Here is a 19,625-nt window from a genome sequence, read left to right on the forward strand (position 1 = left end):
GCTTCCTTTGTACTCACCCTCTCGGGCTTTCCTCCGGGCTTCCCTTCGGTCTTGCGTTTCCGACTCTATCAGATCTTTCCGACCCGATTTCCTCGGTGCTTTCCGGTCCCTTTCGCTTTCGCTCCGGGTCCTTCCTGCGTTTCCGACTCTATCAGATCCTTTCGGCGTCTGATTCCCAGTCAGCGGGGTTTGTCTTTCCGGCTGTTGGGCCGTTCCGACGAGTGAAACTTTAGCGGATTCCCTGCCTCCGACGCTAATCGGGGGCTGCGCTCGGGTTTCGAACGCGGATTCCTCATTTCGCAAAAACGCACGGAAAGCAGGACGGCACGGCAAAGCACCATCAGGCTCTGTGGATCTTGCGGAATGGCTGTCCGGGGCCGACCGGGGTCGGTGCTCACGTCGGACAACTCGGAGAACCTTACGGATCCGTCAATCCCGTGTCAACCCCCGTCCTCGGGCGTAGCCTCTGCCCATGACTACGCGTGCGCACACCACCCAGTGGTGGGGGGGCTGACGGCGGCCCACCACTCGCGCATGCACCACGCGGCCGCCGGTTCGGCGGCCGTTCGCGTATCCCCTCCGGGAGCCGGCCGTCGGGTCGGCACCCAGGACAAGAGGGAGAACGAACGCGATGACGAGGATCTTCAGCGGGGTCAAGCCGACCGGGCATCTGACACTGGGCAACTACCTCGGAGCCGTACGGCGGTGGGTCGAGGTCGATCAGCATCGGGCGGAGGCGCTGTTCAGCGTCGTGGACCTGCACGCGCTGACCGTGGAGCACGACCCGGCCCGGGTGCTGCGGCTCAGCCGACAGGCGGCGACGCTGCTCCTGGCCGCGGGGCTCGATCCAAAGCTCTGCACCTTGTTCGTGCAGAGCCATGTGGACGAGCACGCGCGGCTGTCGTATCTGCTGGAGTGCACGGCCACGGACGGCGAGCTGCGTCGGATGATCCAGTACAAGGAGAAGAGCGTCCGGGCGCGGGCCGCGGGGCAGGGTGTGCGGCTGTCGCTGCTGACGTATCCGGTGCTGATGGCGGCGGACATCCTGGCGTACGGGGCCGACGAGGTGCCCGTGGGTGAGGACCAGACGCAGCATGTGGAGCTGACCCGGGATCTGGCGGTGCGGTTCAACCAGCGGTACGGGCACACGTTCACGGTGCCGAGGGCGACGCGGCCCGAGGTGGCGGCGCGGGTCATGGATCTGCAGGACCCCATGTCGAAGATGGGGAAGTCGCATGTGAACGGGGCCGGGATCGTCTATCTGCTGGACGACGCGGAGACCGTGCGGCGGAAGATCATGCGGGCCGTGACCGACAGCGGGCGGGACGTGGAGTACGACCGGGTCGCCAGGCCGGGGCTCGCGAACCTGCTCGATCTGATGGCGGCCGCGACGGGTGGGAACCCCGAGGTGCTGGCCGGTGTATATGAATCGTACGGATCGTTGAAGAAGGACACGGCGGACGCGGTCGTCGAGCTGCTGAGGCCCCTGCGGGAGCGGCATGCCGAGCTCGCGGCGGACCCCGGACATGTGGATCAGGTGCTACGGGACGGGGCCGAGCGGGCCCGGGGGACGGCGCGGCCCTTGGTGGACCGGGCCTATCGGGCGATCGGGCTGTTGCCCGCGGGGTGACGGAACGCGTTGCGGTAGTCGCGTGGGCTGGTGGCGAGGTGCGAGGCGAAGTGCTGGCGCATCGTGACCTCGCTGCCGAAGCCCGCGCGGCGGGCCACCTCGGGGAGGGGGTGGTCGGTGAGTTCGAGGAGTTTCTGGGCGGCGGCGACGCGCTGGGTGATGAGCCAGTGCAGGGGGGTGGTTCCGGTGGTTGCTTGGAAGTGGCGGGCGAAGGAGCGCGGGGACATGCCCGCGCGGGCGGCGAGTGTCGCGACGGTGTGGGGCTCGTCGAGGTGGGCGAGGGCGTGGGCGCGGACGTCCGCGAGGGCGTCGGCGTCGCGGTCGGCGCGGGGGGTGGGGTGCTCGATGAACTGGGCCTGGGTGCCGGTGCGGAAGGGTGCGGTGACCATCGCGCGGGCGATGGCCGCGGCGGCTTCGGCTCCGTGGGCGGTGCGGACGAGGTGGAGGCAGAGGTCGATACCGGCGGCGGTACCGGCCGAGGTCCAGACGCCGGTGTCCTCGACGAACAGGGCGTCGGGTTCCACCTGGATCTCCGGATGGCGGGCGGCCAGGGTGCGGGCCAGGTGCCAGTGGGTGACGGCGCGGCGGCCGTCCAGGAGTCCGGCGCGGGCGAGGACGAAGGCGCCGGCGCAGAGCGAGGCGACCGGGATGCCGGCGGAGTGGGCGCGGCGGAGGGCGTCGAGGACGGGGGCCGGGAGGTCGGCGTCGGGGTCTTCGATGCCGGGGACGAGGACCAGGTCGGTGGGGGTGAGGTCGTCGAGCCAGCTGAGTGGGCGGTCGGGGGTGAGGACGAGACCGCCGCGCAGGGGGATGGAGGTGTCCGGGTCGGCGGCCGCTCTGCGCAGTTCGAAGGGTGGGACGCCGCGGAGGGTGCGGTCGCTGCCCCAGACCTCCGTGATGACCGAGATGTCGAACGCGCGGATGCCGGGGAAGGAGAGGAGCGCGATGCGCTGGGCCCGGGGCGTGGGGGTCGACGGCGTCTGCGGCATGACTGGCAGTAAACCATCGATCGCTGTCATTCCACCCTCTGGGAGACGGGACGCGCCGGCGGCAGCATCGTGGGTATGGAGATCACGGAGAACGCGGCGCTGGTTGTCATCGACGTACAGAAGGGCTTCGAGGAGGAGTTCTGGGGGAAGCGGAACAACCCTGCCGCCGAGGAGAACATCGCGGCTCTGATCGACCTGTGGCAGGAGACGGGCCGGCCGGTCGTCTTCGTGCGGCACGACTCGGTGGAGGGCACGCGCTCGCCGCTGCGGACGGGGTACGAGGGGAACGCCTTCAAGGACTTCGTCGAGGAGCGGCGCGGGAAGGGCTCCGGTCCGGAGCTGCTGGTGACGAAGAGCGTGAACTCGGCGTTCTACGGGGAGCCGTCGCTGGACGGGTGGCTGTCCGGGCAGGACATCGCGCAGATCGTGATCGTCGGCATCCAGACGAACATGTGCAACGAGACGACGGCCCGGATGGGCGGGAATCTCGGGTACGAGGTGGTGTTCCCGCTGGACGCGATGCACACCTTCGACCTGGAGGGGCCGTTCGGTTGGTCGCGGAGCGCCGATGAGCTGTCGCAGGCGACGGCGGTGTCCCTGCACGGGGGACGGTTCGCGAAGGTCGTGTCGACGGAGGACGTGGTGCGGGGGGTGTCCGCCGGGGTCCGGTGACCCCGGCGGGAGGCCCCTGGGTCAGCTGTTGCCGGAGGCCAGTTCGCGGCTGCGGTCGCGGGCGGCTTCGAGGGCGGCGATGAGGGCGGCGCGGACGCCGTGGTTCTCCAGCTCGCGGATGGCGCTGATGGTGGTGCCGGCCGGGGAGGTCACGGCCTCGCGGAGCTTGACCGGGTGCTCGCCGCTGTCGCGGAGCATCACGGCGGCGCCGATGGCGGCCTGGACGATGAGGTCGTGGGCCTGGGCGCGGGGCAGGCCGAGGAGGATGCCGGCGTCGGTCATGGCCTCGACGAGGAAGTAGAAGTACGCGGGGCCGGAGCCGGAGAGGGCGGTGGCGGCGTCCTGCTGGGACTCGGGGACGCGGAGGGTCTTGCCGACGCCGCCGAAGATCTCCTCGGTGTGGGCGAGGTGCGCGGGGGTGGCGTGGCTGCCGGCCGAGATCACGGACATGCCCTCGTCGACCAGGACGGGAGTGTTGGGCATGACGCGGACGACGGGGGTGCCGGTGGTGAGGCGTTCCTCGATGAAGGAGGTGGGGATACCGGCGGCGGCGCTGATGACCAGGCGGTCGGCGGCGACGTGCGGGGCGAGCTCGTCGAGGAGCCGGCCCATGTCCTGGGGCTTGACGGCCAGGATGAGGGTGTCGGCGCGCTTGGCGGCCTCGGCGTTGGTGACGGTCTCGACGCCGTAGCGGGTGCGGAGTTCCTCGGCGCGCTCGGCGCGACGGGCGGTGACCAGGAGGTTCGCGGGGCGCCAGCCGGCGCGGATCATGCCGCTGAGGAGCGCTTCACCGATCTTGCCGGTGCCGAGGACTGCGACGGTCTGGGTCATGGCTCTGTTCACCTCGCCGGAGGGGGTACGTGTCGTCATCCTCGCACCGGCGGGCGGGGCGGTGTGCGGGTGTCCGAGGGGCGGTCACGCCGTGCGGCGGCGGAGGGTGGCCGCGCCGAGGCCGAGGACGAGGAGGGCGCAGCCTGCGACGACGAGGGCGTCGCGGACGAAGTCGCCGGTGATCTCGGGGTGGCGGAGGACCTGGTTCATGCCGTCGACGGCGTACGACATGGGCAGGGCGTCGGAGATCGCTTCGAGGGCGGGGGCCATCCGGTCGCGCGGGGTGAAGAGTCCGCAGAGCAGCAGCTGGGGGAAGATCACGGCCGGCATGAACTGGACGGCCTGGAACTCGGAGGCGGCGAAGGCGGAGACGAAGAGGCCGAGGGCGGTGCCGAGGAGGGCGTCGAGGAGGGCGACCAGGAGGAGGAGCCAGGGGGAGCCGATGACGTCGAGGCCGAGGAACCAGACGGCGAGGCCGGTGGCGAGGGTGGACTGGACGACGGCGAGGAGTCCGAAGGCGAGGGCGTAGCCGGCGATGAGGTCGGCCTTGCCGAGGGGCATGGCGAGGAGGCGTTCGAGGGTGCCGGAGGTCCGTTCGCGGAGGGTGGCGATGGAGGTCACCAGGAACATCGTGATGAGCGGGAAGATGCCGAGCAGTGAGGCCCCGATGTTGTCGAAGGTGCCCGGGCTCCCGTCGAAGACGTACCGCAGCAGGAAGAGCATGACGCAGGGCACGAGGAGCATCAGGGCGATCGAGCGCGGATCGTGGCGCAGCTGACGCAGGACGCGGGCGGCGGTGGCGAGGGTGCGGGCGGTGCTCATGGGCGGGGCTCCTCGTGGGCGGCTCGGGCGGCGGCTGCGTCGACGAGGCGGAGGAAGGCCTCTTCGACGGTGGGGGTGTCGTTGCGTCGGCGGAGGGCCTCGGGGGTGTCGTCGGCGAGGATCTCGCCCTCGCGCATGAGGAGGAGCCGGTGGCAGCGTTCGGCCTCGTCCATCACGTGTGAGGAGACGAGGAGGGTGGTGCCCCGGTCGGCGGCGATCTGGTGGAAGAGGTTCCACAGGTCGCGGCGGAGGACGGGGTCGAGGCCGACGGTGGGTTCGTCGAGGACGAGGAGTTCCGGGGTGCCGAGGAGGGCGACGGCGAGGGAGACCCGGCTGCGCTGGCCGCCGGAGAGCCGGCCGGCGAGGGAGTCGGCGTGCGAGGCGAGGTCGACGTCGTCGACGGCCCGGTCGACGACGGCGCGGCGCTCCTGGCGTCGGGCGCGGCCGGGGAGCAGGACGGCGGCGAAGTAGTCGAGGTTCTGTCGGACGGTGAGGTCGTCGTAGACGGAGGGTGCCTGGGTGACGTAGCCGATGCGGGAGCGGAGGGTGGGGTCGCCGGCGGGGCGGCCGAGGACTTGGAGGGTGCCGCCGACCTGGGCCTGGGTGCCGACGACGGCGCGCATGAGGGTGGACTTGCCGCAGCCGGAGGGGCCGAGGAGGCCGGTGATGCGGCCGGCGGGGACGGTGAAGTCGAGGCCGCGCAGGACGGTGCGGTCGCCGCGTACGACGGTGAGGTCGTGTGCGGCGATGGCTGCGGTGGCCGTGCTGCCCTCGGCCGTTTCGGCGCGGGTCTGGGTGGTGCGCTCGGCCGTGGCCGTGGTCGTGGGCTCGGGTGCGGCTGGGATGGCGGCCTCACCCGCCGAGTAATTCATCATGCGATGAATAGTGCTCTCGGCGGTAACGGCCGTCAAGCACCCGGGGGCCGTCGGCATATCCCGGCGGCCCCGGGAAGGTGGGGTCAGAGGCGGCGGGCGGAGCGGCGGATGAACCACGTCGCGCCACGCACCACCAGCTCCTTGAAGACGGCCGCCGCACGGCCGGTGAGAAGGCGGTCGCGGGGCGCGTCGTCCGGGCTGACGAACTGGATGAGCCCGTCCCGGCGGCCCAGGCTGATGCACTGGAAGTGGTAGCCGAACGCAAAGGGCTCGGGCTCCTCGCCGCTCAGGTCCCGCGCGATGGACTTGGCCGTGTGGATGCCGGTGGGAAGCGCGGTGGCGCAGGCCATCCGCAATTCGCCGCCGGCGTCCGCGGCGGTGGCGGCGCCCGCGTCGCCCGGGACGTAGATCTCCGGGTGGGAGACCGAGCGCAGCGAGGCGTCGACGGCGACCCGGCCCGAGGGCGCGAGGGTGAGGCCGGCGGCGACGGCGAGCTCGGTGTTCGGGACGAGGGACGCGGCCCAGACGACGACGTCCGCGTCGATCTCGTCCGGGGTCTCGACCCTGCGGCCCTCCTCGACCTGGACGCCCCGGGCCTGGAGGATCCGGTGGACATGGGCCGCTCCGCGCGGGGAGAGCCCGGCGCCGACCCGGCCGCCGGAGACGAGGCGTACCGAGGTGCCGAGCGGGCCGTAGGTCTCGGCGAGCTCGGTGGCCATCTCGATGCCGGTGAGCCCGCCGCCGACGACGGCGACCGTGCCCGGGCGGTCCTTCAGGTGCTTGTGCAGCGCGTCGGCGGACTCCGCCGTGTAGGCGCGGGAGTCGCCCGTGGTGGCGGGCAGGGCGGTGCGGCTGCCGAGGGCGTAGACCAGCCGGTCGTAGGGCAGGCGACGGCCGTCGTCCGTGGTGACCAGGCGGGCCTCCGGGTCGAGGGCGACGGCGCGGGCCGGGACGTGCTCGATGCCGGTGCGGTGGAGGAAGCGGGCGAGGGAGTGGGTGACGTCGGGGCGGCCCGCCGCGCGCTCGTGGAGCCGTACGCGCTCGGTGAAGTGGTCGGCCGGGTCGACCAGGGTCACCCGGGCGTGGGGTCCGAGACGGAGGGCGGTCATGAGCCCCGCGTAACCCGCGCCGAGGACGAGGACACGGTGGGTGGGGTGGCCGGGGCGCTGCTGCGGTGTCGTCTTCATGCACAGGGGACGGCGTAGCCCCCTCGATGTGTGACATCGAGGGGGCTTTCTCTCCGAACTCGGTCGGCCGACCGTGATGGGGAGGGCCGGCGGGACGGCGCCGTCACCCCTTTGACGTGCGCTCGGGCTTACTGCGCTCGGGCTTATGTGCGCTTGGGCTTCTTGCGGGCGGCCGGGTTGCCCGTGCGGTTGCCGCGGCGCTTCTCGTACTGGGTGCGGGCCGTGTCGTACTCGGCGCGGCGCAGCTTCTCGCCGGGTGCCTCGACAAGGCAGCGGACGCAGTAGGCGAGGAGCGAGCCGATGAAGCCGATCGCCTTGAGGCTCCGCAGGGACTCCTCGCGGGCGGGGTCGGCGGGACGGCGGAGGAAGCCCTCCCAGGTCTTGCGGAAGGCGATGGCGCTGCAGACCGCGAACATGAGGACGACCAGCATGTTGACGATGCCGCCGACGTCCGCGATCTCCAGGCCCTGGTACGCGAAGCGCAGCACGAAGCAGGCCGCGACGGCGGCGGCGAGCGAGCCGACGGCCAGGCCGATGCGGCGCAGTGTGTAGTTGCCGCTGTGGTCGACCCAGGTGGTGCCGAAGAAACGGATCTCCTCGGGCTGGGGCCCGGCGGGGGTTCCGCCGGTCGTGCTGGGGGTCTGCTCGTCGTCGCTCACGAGGTCGATTATCCCCGGGTGGCCCCGGGGACGACGGATACGACCTCAGGCGCAGCGCGGTGCGACGAAGCCGTCGCTGCCCGTGCGCACATACGCGTCGGAGATGTACTCCCCCGGCGCGATGCTGTCCCAGATCCGCGTGGTGCCGTACGGGCCGCTGATCCACTCGCCGTACTTCTGGCAGGTGATCGCCACCGTGGCGCCCAGCGGCAGTGCCCGGACGATCGGGTACTGGGTGCTCGGTCCCGAGCGCACATTGACGCGGTAGCCCGGCGCGACCGCGTAGCGCGTCCCGGCGGCGGCCGCCGTCACCGCGGCTCCTGTCGCCGTCGCCTCCGCCGTCGTCCCCGTGGTCGTCGTCGCCTTGTTCCGGTCCGTGTCCATGGTGTCCTCCCCCTTGGCGCAAAAGCGCTCCGCGAAGTTTCACTCTCCGCGACGCGCAGGCTAGCAAGCCCCACCGACATCGCGGGGGCCATGGACTAGGCTCCGTCGGGTCGCGCACGTGAGCGCGTGGTGACGGGGAATCACACGGGGGTGGGCGGTGCCACCGTTGCGCGGTACCGGTGCGGACCGGGAAGCGGAGGGGCCCGAGTACGCGGGCGACTACCGCCTCCAGGCATGTCTGGGCTCCGGCGGCATGGGCGTCGTGCACCTCGCGGCCTCCGCCTCGGGACTTCGGCTCGCGGTCAAGGTCGTACACGCACGGTATGCGGAGGACCCCGAGTTCAGGGCGCGTTTCCGCCAGGAGGTCGCGGCCGCCCGCCGGGTCAGCGGGGCCTTCACCGCGCCGGTCGTCGACGCCGACCCCGACGCCGTACGCCCCTGGATGGCCACCCTCTACGTCCCCGGCCCGACCCTCGCCGACCAGGTGAAACGGAACGGACCTCTCGCCCCGGCCGAACTGCGCAGGCTCACCGCCGGACTCGCCGAGGCGCTGCGCGACATCCACCGCGCCGGTGTCGTCCACCGCGATCTCAAGCCCAGCAACGTCCTGCTGACCGACACCGGCCCCAAGGTCATCGACTTCGGCATCTCCCGGCCCGTCGACAGCGATCTGCACACCGAGACCGGCAAGCTCATCGGCTCACCGCCGTTCATGGCGCCCGAGCAGTTCCAGCGGCCGCGCGAGGTGGGCCCCGCCGCGGACGTCTTCGCGCTCGGCTCGGTCCTGGTGCACGCGGCGACCGGGCACGGCCCGTTCGACTCCGACAGCCCGTACATCGTGGCGTACCAGGTCGTCCACGACGAACCGGATCTGACGGGGGTGCCGGCGGAGCTGGCGCCACTGGTCGCGCGCTGCCTCGCCAAGGAGCCCGCCGAGCGGCCGACCCCGGCCCAGATCATGTCGGCGCTGCTGCCGCCCTCGTACGCGGCGGAGGCGTTCATACCGGCGCAGCGGCGACGGCCCTCGCTGCCGTACGGCGACGAGGACGGCGCCCACCGCGAGCCCGGGCCCTCCCCCGCGTGGGACGCGGACACACCGGTGCGGGCCACCGCCCCGGCCCCGCCCCGCCGGGGGCCACGGCTCGGCCGGGTGCGTCTGCGGCCGCGTCTGACGATCGCGGTCGCCGCCGCGCTCGCGCTGACCGGGGCCGGCGTGTACACGGCGCTCACTCCCCCGGCGAGCCGTGGACCGGAGACCCCTACCCGCCCCGACAAGGTGGCCACCGTCTTCGCCGGCTGGCAGACCACGCTCCAGGAGCACGGCCCCACGGCGGCGCCCGCGTGCGGGCACGGCGGGGGCGCGCTGTACTGCTCGGCCCGCGGCGTCGGTCTCGCCCGGCTCGACCCCGTGACGGGGGCGGTCCTCTGGTCACGGACGGCGCCGGTCAAGGCGGAGTCCCCGGTCGCGCCGTTCCTCCTCGCCGACGGACTGGTCGGCGCCGCCGTTCCCACGGGACCGGTGGAGGCGTACGGGACCGCCGACGGCGCCCCCGGCTGGACCGCCGGGGCGAAGCTTCCCGAGCTGCACCGGCCGGCGGGCTCCGCCGTGGTCCTGTCCGACGGGCGGGGCGGGATCCGGGCCGTCGACAGCCGCAGCGGGAAGGAACTCTGGCGGCACGGTCTGACCGGCTTCGGGGTCCCGGTCCCGGGGCCGTACGACGCCCCGTCCGGGCTGCTCGCCGTCTCCGAGGGCTCGCCCGACGGGTCGCACACCCGTGTCGGCGAGATCCGCCCCCGGACCGGCGAGGTGGCCTGGCAGCGGAACCTGGACGGCGATCTCGACCCGCTGGGCCGCACCGGCGACGGCACCCTGCTCCTCGCCTCCCGCTACCAGGCCTCGCTGATCGACGCCCTGGTCCTGTCGACCCCCGGCGGGGACACCGTGCGCCGGCTGTCGCTGCCGCACCGGCTCGATGTCCGGGGCGTCGCCGTCCGCGGCACGGTCGTCCATCTCCTCGACGCGAACGGGCACCTCACCGCCTTCGACACGGCGGCGGAGAAGGGGCGCGTCCTGTGGGAGCTGGAGACGGGCGCGGGGAACGTGTCCGCACCGGTCCTCGGGCCCGGCGACCGGCTGTACTTCTCCGTCCAGGACGGACGGCTGCTCGCCGTCGACACCGCACGGGGGGCGCTGATCGGTCAGACCCGGCCGCGGCTGCTCAACGGCCGCCTGGAGTACGCGCCGCTGGTGCCCGCGCCGCTGGTGGCCGGGGAGCGGGTGTTCGGGACGGCTCCGGACGGGTCGGTCTTCGCGGTGGACGCGCGCGATCCCGCGACCTGGTGACGGCCGGGCGCCCGGCCACGCGCGCGTGCCGGGGCGTCCCCGCCGGCCGTGCCCGGGTCCGCCGGCCGTGCCCGGGCCCGTAGCGCCGCACACGGCGAAGGGGAGCAGGCCTTGTGCCTGCTCCCCTTCACCGTCGGATGTGCGCGCGCCGGTTCACCGCCGGGGGTACGCGCGTCGGGCTCAGCCCAGCTTCGACACGTCCCGGACCGCGCCCTTGTCGGCGCTGGTCGCCATCGCGGCGTAGGCGCGCAGGGCCGCCGACACCTTGCGCTCACGGTTCTTCGGCGTGTACACGCCGTTCAGCGCCTCCCGGCGGGCAGCCAGGGTGGCCTCGTCGACGAGGAGCTCGATCGAGCGGTTCGGGATGTCGATCCGGACCCGGTCGCCGTCCTCGACGAGGGCGATGGTGCCGCCCGAGGCGGCCTCCGGCGAGGCGTGGCCGATGGACAGGCCCGAGGTGCCGCCGGAGAAGCGTCCGTCGGTGACGAGCGCGCAGGTCTTGCCCAGGCCCCGGCCCTTGAGGAAGGAGGTCGGGTAGAGCATCTCCTGCATGCCGGGGCCGCCGCGCGGGCCCTCGTAGCGGATGACGACCACGTCGCCGTGCGTGATCTGCTTGTTCAGGATCTTCTCGACGGCCTCGTCCTGCGACTCGCAGACCACGGCCGGACCCTCGAAGGTCCAGATCGACTCGTCGACGCCGGCCGTCTTCACGACGCAGCCGTCGACCGCGAGGTTGCCGTGCAGCACGGCGAGGCCGCCGTCCTTCGAGTACGCGTGGGCCGCGTCGCGGATGCAGCCCTCGGCGGCGTCCACGTCGAGCGCCTCCCAGCGCTCGGACTGCGAGAAGGCGGTCGCCGAGCGGACGCAGCCGGGGGCCGCGTGCCACAGCTCGACGGCCTCCTCGGACGGGGAACCGCCGCGCACGTCCCAGGCGTCGAGCCACTCCTTGATGGAGCGGGAGTGGACGGAGTGGACGTCCTCGTTGAGGAGACCCGCGCGGTAGAGCTCGCCGAGGATGGCGGGGATGCCGCCGGCCCGGTGCACGTCCTCCATGTAGTACGTGCGGTCCTTGGCGACGTTCGGGGCGACCTTGGCCAGGCAGGGGACCCGGCGGGAGACCTGGTCCATGTCGGGCAGGCCGTAGTCGAGCTCGGCCTCCTGGGCGGCGGCGAGCAGGTGCAGGATCGTGTTGGTCGAGCCGCCCATGGCGATGTCGAGGGCCATGGCGTTCTCGAAGGCGGCGCGGGTCGCGATCGAGCGCGGCAGGACGGAGTCGTCGTCCTCGTCGTAGTAGCGCCGGGTGATGTCGACGACCGTGCGGGCGGCGTTCTCGTAGAGCGCCTTGCGGCCGGTGTGGGTGGCGAGCAGCGAGCCGTTGCCGGGGAGGGAGAGACCCATCGCCTCGGTCAGGCAGTTCATCGAGTTGGCGGTGAACATGCCGGAACAGGAGCCGCAGGTCGGGCAGGCGTTCTCCTCGATGCGGAGGATGTCCTCGTCCGAGATGTTCGGGTTCACGGCGTCGGAGATGGCGTCGACCAGGTCGAGCGTGCGAACCGTGCCGTCGACGAGGGTCGCGCGGCCGGACTCCATCGGGCCGCCGGAGACGAAGACCGTCGGGATGTTGAGGCGCAGGGCGGCCATCAGCATGCCGGGGGTGATCTTGTCGCAGTTGGAGATGCAGATCAGGGCGTCGGCGCAGTGCGCCTCGACCATGTACTCCACGCTGTCCGCGATCAGGTCGCGGGAGGGGAGCGAGTACAGCATGCCGCCGTGGCCCATGGCGATGCCGTCGTCGACGGCGATCGTGTTGAACTCGCGCGGGATGGCCCCGGCGGCCGTGATGGCCTCGGAGACGATCCGGCCGACGGGCTGGAGGTGGGTGTGGCCCGGGACGAACTCCGTGAAGGAGTTGGCGACCGCGATGATCGGCTTCCGGCCGATGTCCGCGCCGGGTACACCGGAGGCGCGCATAAGGGCGCGTGCGCCCGCCATGTTGCGGCCGTGGGTGACTGTGCGGGACCTCAGCTCGGGCATCGTCGCTCGCCTCTCGTGATGGATGTGCTTGCATTCGAGCGTACGCCGGTGCTCCAAGATCTGGACAGGCTGTCCGCATGACGGACGGGCTGTTCAGGTTTCGGTCAGCGTGCGCGCGGTGGTCTTCCGGGACCCGCGGAGAGGATCAGGCCTCGGTCAGATAGCGCTGGAGGGTCGGGGCCACCATCTCCACGATCTTCTCCGGGTCCGCCGAGGCCATCGGCTCGACCTGGATCACATACCGCAGAATCGCGATCCCGATCATGTGGGAGGCCGCCAGCTCCGCGCGGAACTTCGGGTCCGGTACGTCGAGCTCGTCCGCGATCCGCTCCAGGAGCCGCCGCAGCACGAAGGCCCGCAGCACCTTGGCCGCCGCCTCGTGGGTCAGCGCGGAACGGACGATCGCGAGGAGCGGGGCCCGGCTGACCGGGTTCTCCCAGACGCCGATGAAGAAGCGGGCGAGCCGTTCCCCGATGGTCTCGCGCGGGCCGCCGACGATCGCCGGGACGACGGCCGCCGGCTCGAAGGAGACCTCGATCGCCGCCGCGAAGACCTCGTCCTTCGTGCCGAAGTAGTGGTGGACCAGGGCCGGGTCGACCCCCGCGGCCTTGGCGATGCCGCGGACCGAGGTCTTGTCGTAGCCCCGCTCGGCGAACTGGGCGCGGGCCGCCTCCAGGATGCGTTCCCGTGCTCCCGGCCCGGTCTCCTCCTCGGTACGGGAGGGGCGGCCGCGCCGGCGCGGGGCCGGTTCGGTCACGGTCGCGGGACCCGGGACGGGCGGGTGGCCGCCGACGCCAGATGGAGCCGGGTGAACGCCAGGGCCTCGGCGAGGTCGGCCTCGCGTTCGGCGGCTGACATCGCACGGCGGGTGTTGACCTCGATGACGACATGGCCGTCGAAGCCGGTGAGCGCGAGGCGCTCCAGGAGCTCGGCGCAGGGCTGTGTGCCGCGCCCCGGGACCAGGTGCTCGTCCTTGGCGGAGCCCTTGCCGTCAGCGAGGTGGACGTGGCCGAGGCGGTCGCCCATGCGGTCGATCATCGCCAGGGCGTCGGTGCGGGCGGTCGCGGTGTGCGAGAGGTCGACGGTGAAGTGCCGGTAGTCGTCCTTCGTGACGTCCCACTCGGGGGCGTACGCGAGCATCTCGCGGTCCTTGTACCGCCACGGGTACATGTTCTCGACGGCGAACCGCACGTCGGTCTCGTCCGCCATCCGCCAGATGCCGGTGACGAAGTCCTTGGCGTACTGGCGCTGCCAGCGGAACGGCGGATGTACGACGACCGTCGACGCGCCGAGCCGCTCGGCGGCCGCCTGCGCGCGCCGGAGCTTGACCCACGGGTCGGTGGACCAGACGCGCTGGGTGATGAGGAGGCAGGGGGCGTGCACGGCCAGGATCGGGACCTGGTGGTAGTCGGAGAGCCGGCGCAGTGCCTCGACGTCCTGGCTGACCGGATCGGTCCACACCATGACCTCGACACCGTCGTAACCGAGGCGCGCGGCGATCTCGAAGGCCGTCGCCGTCGACTCCGGATAGACCGAGGCCGTCGACAGGGCGACCTTCGCATCCGGGATGCGCACCACTGGTTCTGCCACGGGGACAGGGTACGGGGCCCGCCGGGGGGCCGGGGGGTGGTTCCGGTCACGCCGGGACCCGGCGAGCCCACCGCCACGCGCGCGTGGACCGGGATACCGGGGGACGCGCGCGTGGGCCCGGCCGAGGGGGCCGGGCATGGCGGGTCGGGCCGGGCGGGGCGGGATCGGCGAGTCGGGTCGAGGGACGGGATCGGTGGGTCGGGGGCGGCCTTTCGGGGGCCTACTCCTCCGGCAGGTGGTCCAGGCGGCGCAGGATGACGCCCTCGCGCAGGGCCCAGGGGCAGATCTCCAGCTCCTCCACCCCCAGCAGATCCATCGCGCCCTCCGCGACGAGCGCGCCCGCGAGGAGCTGTGCGGCGCGGCCCTCCGAGACGCCCGGCAGGGCCGCGCGCTCGGGCGTGGTCATCCCGGCGAGGCGCGGGACCCACTCCTCCAGGGACTTGCGGGTCAGGATCCGCTCGACGTAGAGGCCCTCCCCCGAGCCGGGGGCGCCCGCGATCCTGGCCAGCTGCTTGAAGGTCTTGGAGGTGGCCACCACGTGGTCGGGGCGGCCCGAGCGGCTGAACTCCCCGACGGTACGGGCGATCTGCGCGCGCACATGGCGGCGGAGCGCCTTCACGTCCTCGGTGTCGGCCGGGTCCCCCGGGAGCCAGCCGGCGGTCAGCCGGCCCGCGCCGAGCGGGAGGGAGACCGCCGTGTCGGGGTCCTCGTCGATGCCGTACGCGACTTCGAGGGAGCCGCCCCCGATGTCGAGGAGGAGCAGCTTGCCCGCGGACCAGCCGAACCAGCGGCGGGCGGCGAGGAAGGTGAGCCGGGCCTCCTCCTCGCCGGTGAGGACCTGGAGGTCGACCCCGGTCTCGTCCTTCACGCGCGCGAGGACGGCGTCGGCGTTGCTGGCCTCGCGGACCGCGGAGGTCGCGAACGGGAGCACCTCCTCGCAGCCCTTGTCCTCGGCGGCGAGCAGCGCGTCCCGGACGGTCGCGATGAGCCGCTCGACGCCGTGGGGCGCGATCGCGCCCCGCTCGTCGAGAAGTTCGGCGAGCCGGAGCTCCGCCTTGTGGGAATGGGCGGGCAGCGGCCGGGCCCCGGGGTGGGCGTCCACCACCAGGAAGTGCACCGTGTTCGAACCGACGTCGAGGACTCCGAGTCTCATGGGCGGAACGCTACTGCGCCCACCCGCATACGCTTGGACTTGTGCCAAAGACGAAAAAGGCGAAGCCGGGCAAAGCCAGCGGCGACGACACGGGCGTGACGACTGCGACGGCCGTGACGGGAGTGACGGCCGACAAGGCCGACAGGGCGGCGAGGGCCACCGGGGCGGGCAAGGCCGACAAGGCCGTGAAGAGCGGCAAGAAGCGGGGCAGGAACGTGGAGCCGGACGAGAAGGGGCTCGACTTCGCGCGCGCGTGGGTCGAGTTTCCCGACCCGTCCGACGAGGAGCAGGTCTTCCGCTGCGACCTGACCTGGCTGACCTCTCGCTGGACGTGCATCTTCGGCAGCGGTTGCCAGGGCATCCAGGCGGGCCGGGCCGACGACGGCTGCTGCACCCTGGGCGCGCACTTCTCCGACGAGGACGACGAGAAGCGGGTCGCGACGCACGTGGCGCGCCTCACCCCGGAGCTGTGGCAGTTCCACGACGTCGGCACGGAGTCGGGCTGGACGCAGGAGGACGAGGACGGCGACCGGCAGACCCGTCGGTGGCAGGGCTCCTGCATCTTCCAGAACCGTCCCGGGTTCGCGGGCGGCGCGGGCTGCTCGCTGCACATCCTGGCCCTGAAGGAGGGCAAGGAGCCGCTGGAGACCAAGCCGGACGTCTGCTGGCAGTTGCCGGTGCGCCGTACGTACGACTGGATCGACCGTCCCGACGACACCCGGGTGCTCCAGGTGTCGATCGGCGAGTACGACCGCCGGGGCTGGGGTCCGGGCGGCCACGACCTGCACTGGTGGTGCACCTCGGCGACGTCGGCGCACGGCGCCGGGGAGCCGGTCTATGTCACCTACAGGCCCGAGCTCACCGAGATGATGGGCAAGGAGGCGTACGAGGTGCTGGTTGGGCTGTGCGAGGCCCGGCTCTCCTCGCAGCTGCCGCTGGTGGCCCCGCACCCGGCCGACCCGAAGCACTGAGGGCAGGACCCCCGCCGCTCGGGTTCAGGAGGACGGTGGGGGCGGTTCCTCCGTCGCCGGGGTCGTCGGGTCGGGTGAGCCCGGGTCCGTCGTGGTCGGGGGCGGTTCCTCCGTCGTCGGCGGCGGAGTGGTCGGCTCCGTGGTCGGCGGGCTCGTCGGCGGAGTGGTCGGCTCGGTCGTCGTCGGCGGTTCCTCCGTCGTCGGCGGCGGGGTCGTCGGCTCCGTGGTCGGCGGGCTCGTCGGCGGAGTGGTCGGCTCGGTCGTCGTCGGCGGCGGGGTGACCGGGTCGACGACGGGCGGCGGGGACGCCTGTCCGCGCCCGCCGATCCGCACCACCGCGCCCGAGGGGTTCACCCCGATCCGGGCGCTCCACGCGCCCTGCGGCTCGCGGCCGTGGTCGACACGGACGGCGACGGTGACCGTCTCGCCCGGGCGGAGCGTGCCGGAGGCCCGGCTCACGTACAGCCAGGGCGCGTCCGTCCACAGCGACCAGTCGACGGGGGAACCGCCGGCGGCGGTGAGGGTGAGCAGCGTCAAGTCTCCGTGGCCGCGGGCGGCGACCGTGATCCAGCCGGGGGCGGTCTCGCCGGGCCCGGCCGGCTCCGTGGGGCCCGGCGGGCCACCGGGGCTGAGCACCTCGACGGAGACGTCGGGGGCGCGGCTGCCCCGGGTGAAGCGGGGCTCGGGGGTGGTGCGGGCGTTGCCCGTGTTCTCGTACCGGTCGTACGGGCGGCCGTCCGGGCCCACCGGTTCGTCCGCCTCGCGCGCGCTGATCCGGGACGCGTCCTGGGCGCTCGTGTCGGCGATCGGGGCGCCGCGGTAGGAGGTCCACAGGGCGAGGACGGGTGCGGCGACCACGGCCGCGACGACGGTGGTGGTCACCGCGCGGGCCCGCATCCGGTCGCGGCGGGCCACATGGTCCTTCGGGTCCATGGGGAAGCCCGTCGGCGAGAAGCGCGGGGCCCCGGCACGCGCGCGGGGGACGTGCAGCATGGCCATGTAGGCGGCGGCCCTGGGTGCCTCGACCAGCGGCAGCCGGGTCTGCGGCAGGGATCCCGTCCCGGGCCAGGGGCCGGTGGCGCCCACGCGCTCGGCGGCGCGCCGGCAGCGGGGGCAGTCGTCGACGTGCCGGACGAGTTCGGCGCGCAGGGCGGCCGAGAGGAGCACCTGGTGGTCGCCGGTGAGCCGGGCGACGGTGGGGCAGCTGCCGGTGTCGACGACGGCGAGGGCGGCGCGTGTGCGCTCGACCTCGCAGCCGGCGGTGGCCAGGAGTTCGCGGGCGGCGAGCGGGTCGAGGGAGAGCACGGCGGCGACCTGACGGTGGCTGAGGCCGTGCCGTACGGCCAGTTCGAGCGCCTCGCGCTGCTCGGGTGTGGTGCCGGCGGCCTCGGGCCAGGCGAGTCGGGCGAGTTCGGCGCGGCGGCGCTCGGCGGTCTCCTCGGGGACCCGGGGCGGCTCGGGCGCGATGACGGCGGGGCGGCCGGTGTGGGCTCCCTGGCGCCTGCGGCGCTGCTCGCCGAGGCTGCGCAGACAGGCCCAGCGGGCGAGGGCGTACAGCCAGGCGGTACGGCCGTCCTCGTCGGCGGGGCAGCGGCCGTGGTGGCGCTCGGCGACGGCGAGGACGTCGCCGAGGACGGCGGTGGCCGTGTCGTGGTCGCAGAGCACGGAGAGGCAGTACGTGAAGAGGCCGTCGAGGGCGGCCTCGTAGCGGGCGGGGGGCCGCTGGCCGAGCGTGCGCGACTCCTGGTCCGTGGCGCGGTGCGCCCGGTGTGCGCCGGTGGTGCGTGCGGGGGATTCCAGCCTGCTGCTCGTCACCGGTCGACCGTAGGCAGCGCGGGGAGCACTTTTCGTACCGGTCGTGTTCTTCTCATTCTTACGGGTGAAGGTATCGCTCGAAAGGGGACAGGAACCGGTCATTCCGGAGACCGGCGGAGGCCCTCCGGCGGCCCGGGACCCGCTGTCGGTGGGGGCCGCTACGGTGGGCGACATGGCTGCCCGTACGAAATCGACCAAGGACCGGCCGTCCTACCGCTGCACCGAGTGCGGCTGGCAGACGGCCAAGTGGCTCGGCCGCTGCCCCGAATGCCAGGCCTGGGGGACGGTCGAGGAGTACGGCGCGCCCGCCGTCCGTACGACCGCCGCGGGCCGGGTCTCCACCGCCGCCCTCCCCATCGGGCAGGTCGACGTCCGGCAGGCGACCGCCCGCTCCACCGGCGTCGACGAGCTCGACCGGGTCCTCGGCGGGGGGCTGGTGCCCGGCGCCGTCGTGCTGCTCGCGGGCGAGCCCGGCGTCGGCAAGTCCACGCTGCTGCTCGACGTGGCGGCCAAGGCCGCCAGCGACGAACACCGCACGCTCTATGTGACGGGCGAGGAGTCCGCGAGCCAGGTCCGGCTGCGCGCCGACCGGATCAACGCGCTCAGCGACCATCTGTACCTGGCGGCGGAGACCGATCTGTCGGCCGTCCTCGGGCACCTGGACGCCGTGAAGCCCTCGCTGCTGATCATGGACTCGGTGCAGACCGTCGCCTCCCCCGAGATCGACGGCGCGCCCGGCGGCATGGCACAGGTCCGCGAGGTCGCGGGGGCCCTCATCCGGGCCTCCAAGGAGCGCGGCATGTCCACGCTCCTCGTCGGCCATGTCACCAAGGACGGGGCCATCGCCGGCCCCCGGCTCCTGGAGCACCTGGTCGACGTCGTCCTGAGCTTCGAGGGCGACCGGCACGCGCGCCTGCGTCTGGTCCGGGGGGTCAAGAACCGGTACGGGGCGACCGACGAGGTCGGCTGCTTCGAGCTGCACGACGAGGGGATCACGGGCCTGGCGGATCCGTCCGGGCTCTTCCTGACCCGGCGTGACGTGGCCGTGCCGGGCACCTGCCTGACGGTCACCCTGGAGGGCCGCCGGCCGCTCGTCGCCGAGGTCCAGTCGCTGACGGTGGACTCGCAGATCCCCTCCCCCCGCCGGACCGTCTCGGGTCTGGAGACCTCCCGTGTCTCGATGATGCTGGCCGTCCTGGAACAGCGCGGCCGGATCAGCGCGCTGGGCAAGCGCGACATCTACAGCGCGACCGTGGGCGGCGTGAAGCTCACCGAGCCCGCCGCCGACCTGGCGATCGCGCTCGCCCTCGCCTCCGCGGCGAGCGACACCCCGCTGCCGAAGAACCTCGTGGCGATCGGCGAGGTCGGGCTCGCGGGCGAGGTCCGGCGGGTGACGGGTGTCCAGCGCCGGCTGGCCGAGGCACACCGGCTGGGCTTCACGCACGCGCTGGTCCCCACGGACCCGGGCAAGGTGCCGGCGGGCATGAAGGTGACGGAGGTCGCGGACATGGGCGACGCACTGCGGGTCCTGCCGCGCAGCAGGCGCGCGAAGGCTCCGGAGGGCGCGGAGGGCTAGGCAGTGTCTTCAAATGATCACCGTTGGTGGATCATGGTGTCGTGATACGTCGCCATGAACTGTCGGACGCCGAGTGGGAGTTCGTCCGGCCGC

The 19,625-nt window shown here is 73.0% G+C and carries 17 protein-coding genes; 5 read left to right on the forward strand and 12 right to left on the reverse strand.

Translation table 11 applies throughout. The features are described 5' to 3' along the window. The first annotated feature begins 631 nt into the window (after positions 1-631). Positions 632-1,630 carry a tryptophan--tRNA ligase gene (gene trpS / locus IE311_RS35745; RefSeq protein ID WP_189836072.1) on the forward strand — a complete coding sequence of 333 codons (999 nt, stop codon included), beginning with the start codon at positions 632-634 and terminating at the stop codon, positions 1,628-1,630. Here trpS and IE311_RS35750 read toward each other — a convergent pair. Beyond that, entirely contained in the window at positions 1,597-2,619 is a 1,023-nt protein-coding gene (locus IE311_RS35750; protein WP_189836073.1) for a GlxA family transcriptional regulator, read from the reverse strand. The genes trpS and IE311_RS35750 overlap by 34 nt on opposite strands. A 75-nt stretch (positions 2,620-2,694) precedes the next feature. Here IE311_RS35750 and IE311_RS35755 point away from each other — a divergent pair, with 75 nt between their 5' ends. After that, positions 2,695-3,291: a cysteine hydrolase family protein gene (locus tag IE311_RS35755; RefSeq protein WP_189836074.1), complete on the forward strand. Its 597-nt coding sequence runs from the start codon at positions 2,695-2,697 to the stop codon at positions 3,289-3,291. A gap of 21 nt (positions 3,292-3,312) precedes the next feature. Here IE311_RS35755 and proC read toward each other — a convergent pair whose 3' ends face one another. The 6 genes from proC to IE311_RS35785 form a co-directional block, all read right to left on the reverse strand. Then, complete coding sequence (gene proC, locus IE311_RS35760; RefSeq protein ID WP_189836075.1) at positions 3,313-4,122, reverse strand: pyrroline-5-carboxylate reductase; 810 nt, start codon at positions 4,120-4,122, stop codon at positions 3,313-3,315. A gap of 84 nt (positions 4,123-4,206) precedes the next feature. Beyond that, on the reverse strand, positions 4,207-4,944 hold the full coding sequence (locus IE311_RS35765) for an ABC transporter permease (RefSeq protein ID WP_189836076.1): 738 nt from the start codon (positions 4,942-4,944) through the stop codon (positions 4,207-4,209). Further along, entirely contained in the window at positions 4,941-5,819 is an 879-nt protein-coding gene (locus IE311_RS35770) for an ABC transporter ATP-binding protein (protein ID WP_229902376.1), read from the reverse strand. Before IE311_RS35770 ends, IE311_RS35765 begins: the two co-directional genes overlap by 4 nt. An 83-nt stretch (positions 5,820-5,902) precedes the next feature. Then, positions 5,903-7,006, reverse strand: coding sequence for an NAD(P)/FAD-dependent oxidoreductase (locus IE311_RS35775; RefSeq protein ID WP_189836077.1), 1,104 nt, complete (start codon positions 7,004-7,006; stop codon positions 5,903-5,905). Positions 7,007-7,149: 143 nt separating this feature from the next. Further along, positions 7,150-7,665, reverse strand: a complete 516-nt coding sequence (locus tag IE311_RS35780) for a hypothetical protein (protein WP_189836078.1) — start codon at positions 7,663-7,665, stop codon at positions 7,150-7,152. A gap of 45 nt (positions 7,666-7,710) precedes the next feature. Further along, positions 7,711-8,049, reverse strand: coding sequence for an SH3 domain-containing protein (locus IE311_RS35785; protein WP_189836079.1), 339 nt, complete (start codon positions 8,047-8,049; stop codon positions 7,711-7,713). 157 nt (positions 8,050-8,206) lie between these two features. On the opposite strand from IE311_RS35785, the gene IE311_RS35790 reads away from it, so the two are divergent. Then, entirely contained in the window at positions 8,207-10,393 is a 2,187-nt protein-coding gene (locus IE311_RS35790; protein ID WP_189836080.1) for a protein kinase domain-containing protein, read from the forward strand. Between the two features lie 180 nt (positions 10,394-10,573). Here IE311_RS35790 and ilvD read toward each other — a convergent pair whose 3' ends face one another. The 4 genes from ilvD to IE311_RS35810 form a co-directional block, all read right to left on the reverse strand. After that, on the reverse strand, positions 10,574-12,427 hold the full coding sequence (gene ilvD, locus IE311_RS35795; protein WP_189836081.1) for a dihydroxy-acid dehydratase: 1,854 nt from the start codon (positions 12,425-12,427) through the stop codon (positions 10,574-10,576). Positions 12,428-12,572: 145 nt separating this feature from the next. Continuing rightward, positions 12,573-13,184, reverse strand: a complete 612-nt coding sequence (locus tag IE311_RS35800; RefSeq protein WP_189836082.1) for a TetR/AcrR family transcriptional regulator — start codon at positions 13,182-13,184, stop codon at positions 12,573-12,575. Then, complete coding sequence (locus tag IE311_RS35805; protein WP_189836083.1) at positions 13,181-14,017, reverse strand: sugar phosphate isomerase/epimerase family protein; 837 nt, start codon at positions 14,015-14,017, stop codon at positions 13,181-13,183. Before IE311_RS35805 ends, IE311_RS35800 begins: the two co-directional genes overlap by 4 nt. 220 nt (positions 14,018-14,237) lie before the next feature. Continuing rightward, positions 14,238-15,170: a Ppx/GppA family phosphatase gene (locus IE311_RS35810; RefSeq protein ID WP_189836084.1), complete on the reverse strand. Its 933-nt coding sequence runs from the start codon at positions 15,168-15,170 to the stop codon at positions 14,238-14,240. 185 nt (positions 15,171-15,355) lie between these two features. On the opposite strand from IE311_RS35810, the gene IE311_RS35815 reads away from it, so the two are divergent. Continuing rightward, on the forward strand, positions 15,356-16,141 hold the full coding sequence (locus IE311_RS35815) for a hypothetical protein (protein ID WP_373314034.1): 786 nt from the start codon (positions 15,356-15,358) through the stop codon (positions 16,139-16,141). 24 nt (positions 16,142-16,165) lie between these two features. Here IE311_RS35815 and IE311_RS35820 read toward each other — a convergent pair whose 3' ends face one another. Further along, positions 16,166-17,956 carry a BACON domain-containing protein gene (locus IE311_RS35820; protein WP_189836086.1) on the reverse strand — a complete coding sequence of 597 codons (1,791 nt, stop codon included), beginning with the start codon at positions 17,954-17,956 and terminating at the stop codon, positions 16,166-16,168. Positions 17,957-18,128: 172 nt separating this feature from the next. On the opposite strand from IE311_RS35820, the gene radA reads away from it, so the two are divergent. Further along, positions 18,129-19,532 carry a DNA repair protein RadA gene (gene radA / locus IE311_RS35825; protein WP_189836087.1) on the forward strand — a complete coding sequence of 468 codons (1,404 nt, stop codon included), beginning with the start codon at positions 18,129-18,131 and terminating at the stop codon, positions 19,530-19,532. Positions 19,533-19,625 lie beyond the last annotated feature (93 nt).

This window comes from Streptomyces zaomyceticus (assembly GCF_014656215.1).
Classification (GTDB): Bacteria; Actinomycetota; Actinomycetes; order Streptomycetales; family Streptomycetaceae; genus Streptomyces; species Streptomyces zaomyceticus.

What these genes read in the sequence shown, in the direction of transcription:
- radA (WP_189836087.1), top strand. Translation starts at nt 18,129, where the DNA reads ATGGCTGCCCGTACGAAATCGACCAAGGACCGGCCGTCCTACCGCTGC.
- trpS (WP_189836072.1), top strand. Translation starts at nt 632, where the DNA reads ATGACGAGGATCTTCAGCGGGGTCAAGCCGACCGGGCATCTGACACTG.
- IE311_RS35765 (WP_189836076.1), bottom strand. Translation starts at nt 4,944, where the DNA reads ATGAGCACCGCCCGCACCCTCGCCACCGCCGCCCGCGTCCTGCGTCAG.
- IE311_RS35775 (WP_189836077.1), bottom strand. Translation starts at nt 7,006, where the DNA reads ATGAAGACGACACCGCAGCAGCGCCCCGGCCACCCCACCCACCGTGTC.
- IE311_RS35785 (WP_189836079.1), bottom strand. Translation starts at nt 8,049, where the DNA reads ATGGACACGGACCGGAACAAGGCGACGACGACCACGGGGACGACGGCG.
- ilvD (WP_189836081.1), bottom strand. Translation starts at nt 12,427, where the DNA reads ATGCCCGAGCTGAGGTCCCGCACAGTCACCCACGGCCGCAACATGGCG.
- IE311_RS35755 (WP_189836074.1), top strand. Translation starts at nt 2,695, where the DNA reads ATGGAGATCACGGAGAACGCGGCGCTGGTTGTCATCGACGTACAGAAG.
- IE311_RS35750 (WP_189836073.1), bottom strand. Translation starts at nt 2,619, where the DNA reads ATGCCGCAGACGCCGTCGACCCCCACGCCCCGGGCCCAGCGCATCGCG.
- IE311_RS35770 (WP_229902376.1), bottom strand. Translation starts at nt 5,819, where the DNA reads ATGATGAATTACTCGGCGGGTGAGGCCGCCATCCCAGCCGCACCCGAG.
- proC (WP_189836075.1), bottom strand. Translation starts at nt 4,122, where the DNA reads ATGACCCAGACCGTCGCAGTCCTCGGCACCGGCAAGATCGGTGAAGCG.
- IE311_RS35810 (WP_189836084.1), bottom strand. Translation starts at nt 15,170, where the DNA reads ATGAGACTCGGAGTCCTCGACGTCGGTTCGAACACGGTGCACTTCCTG.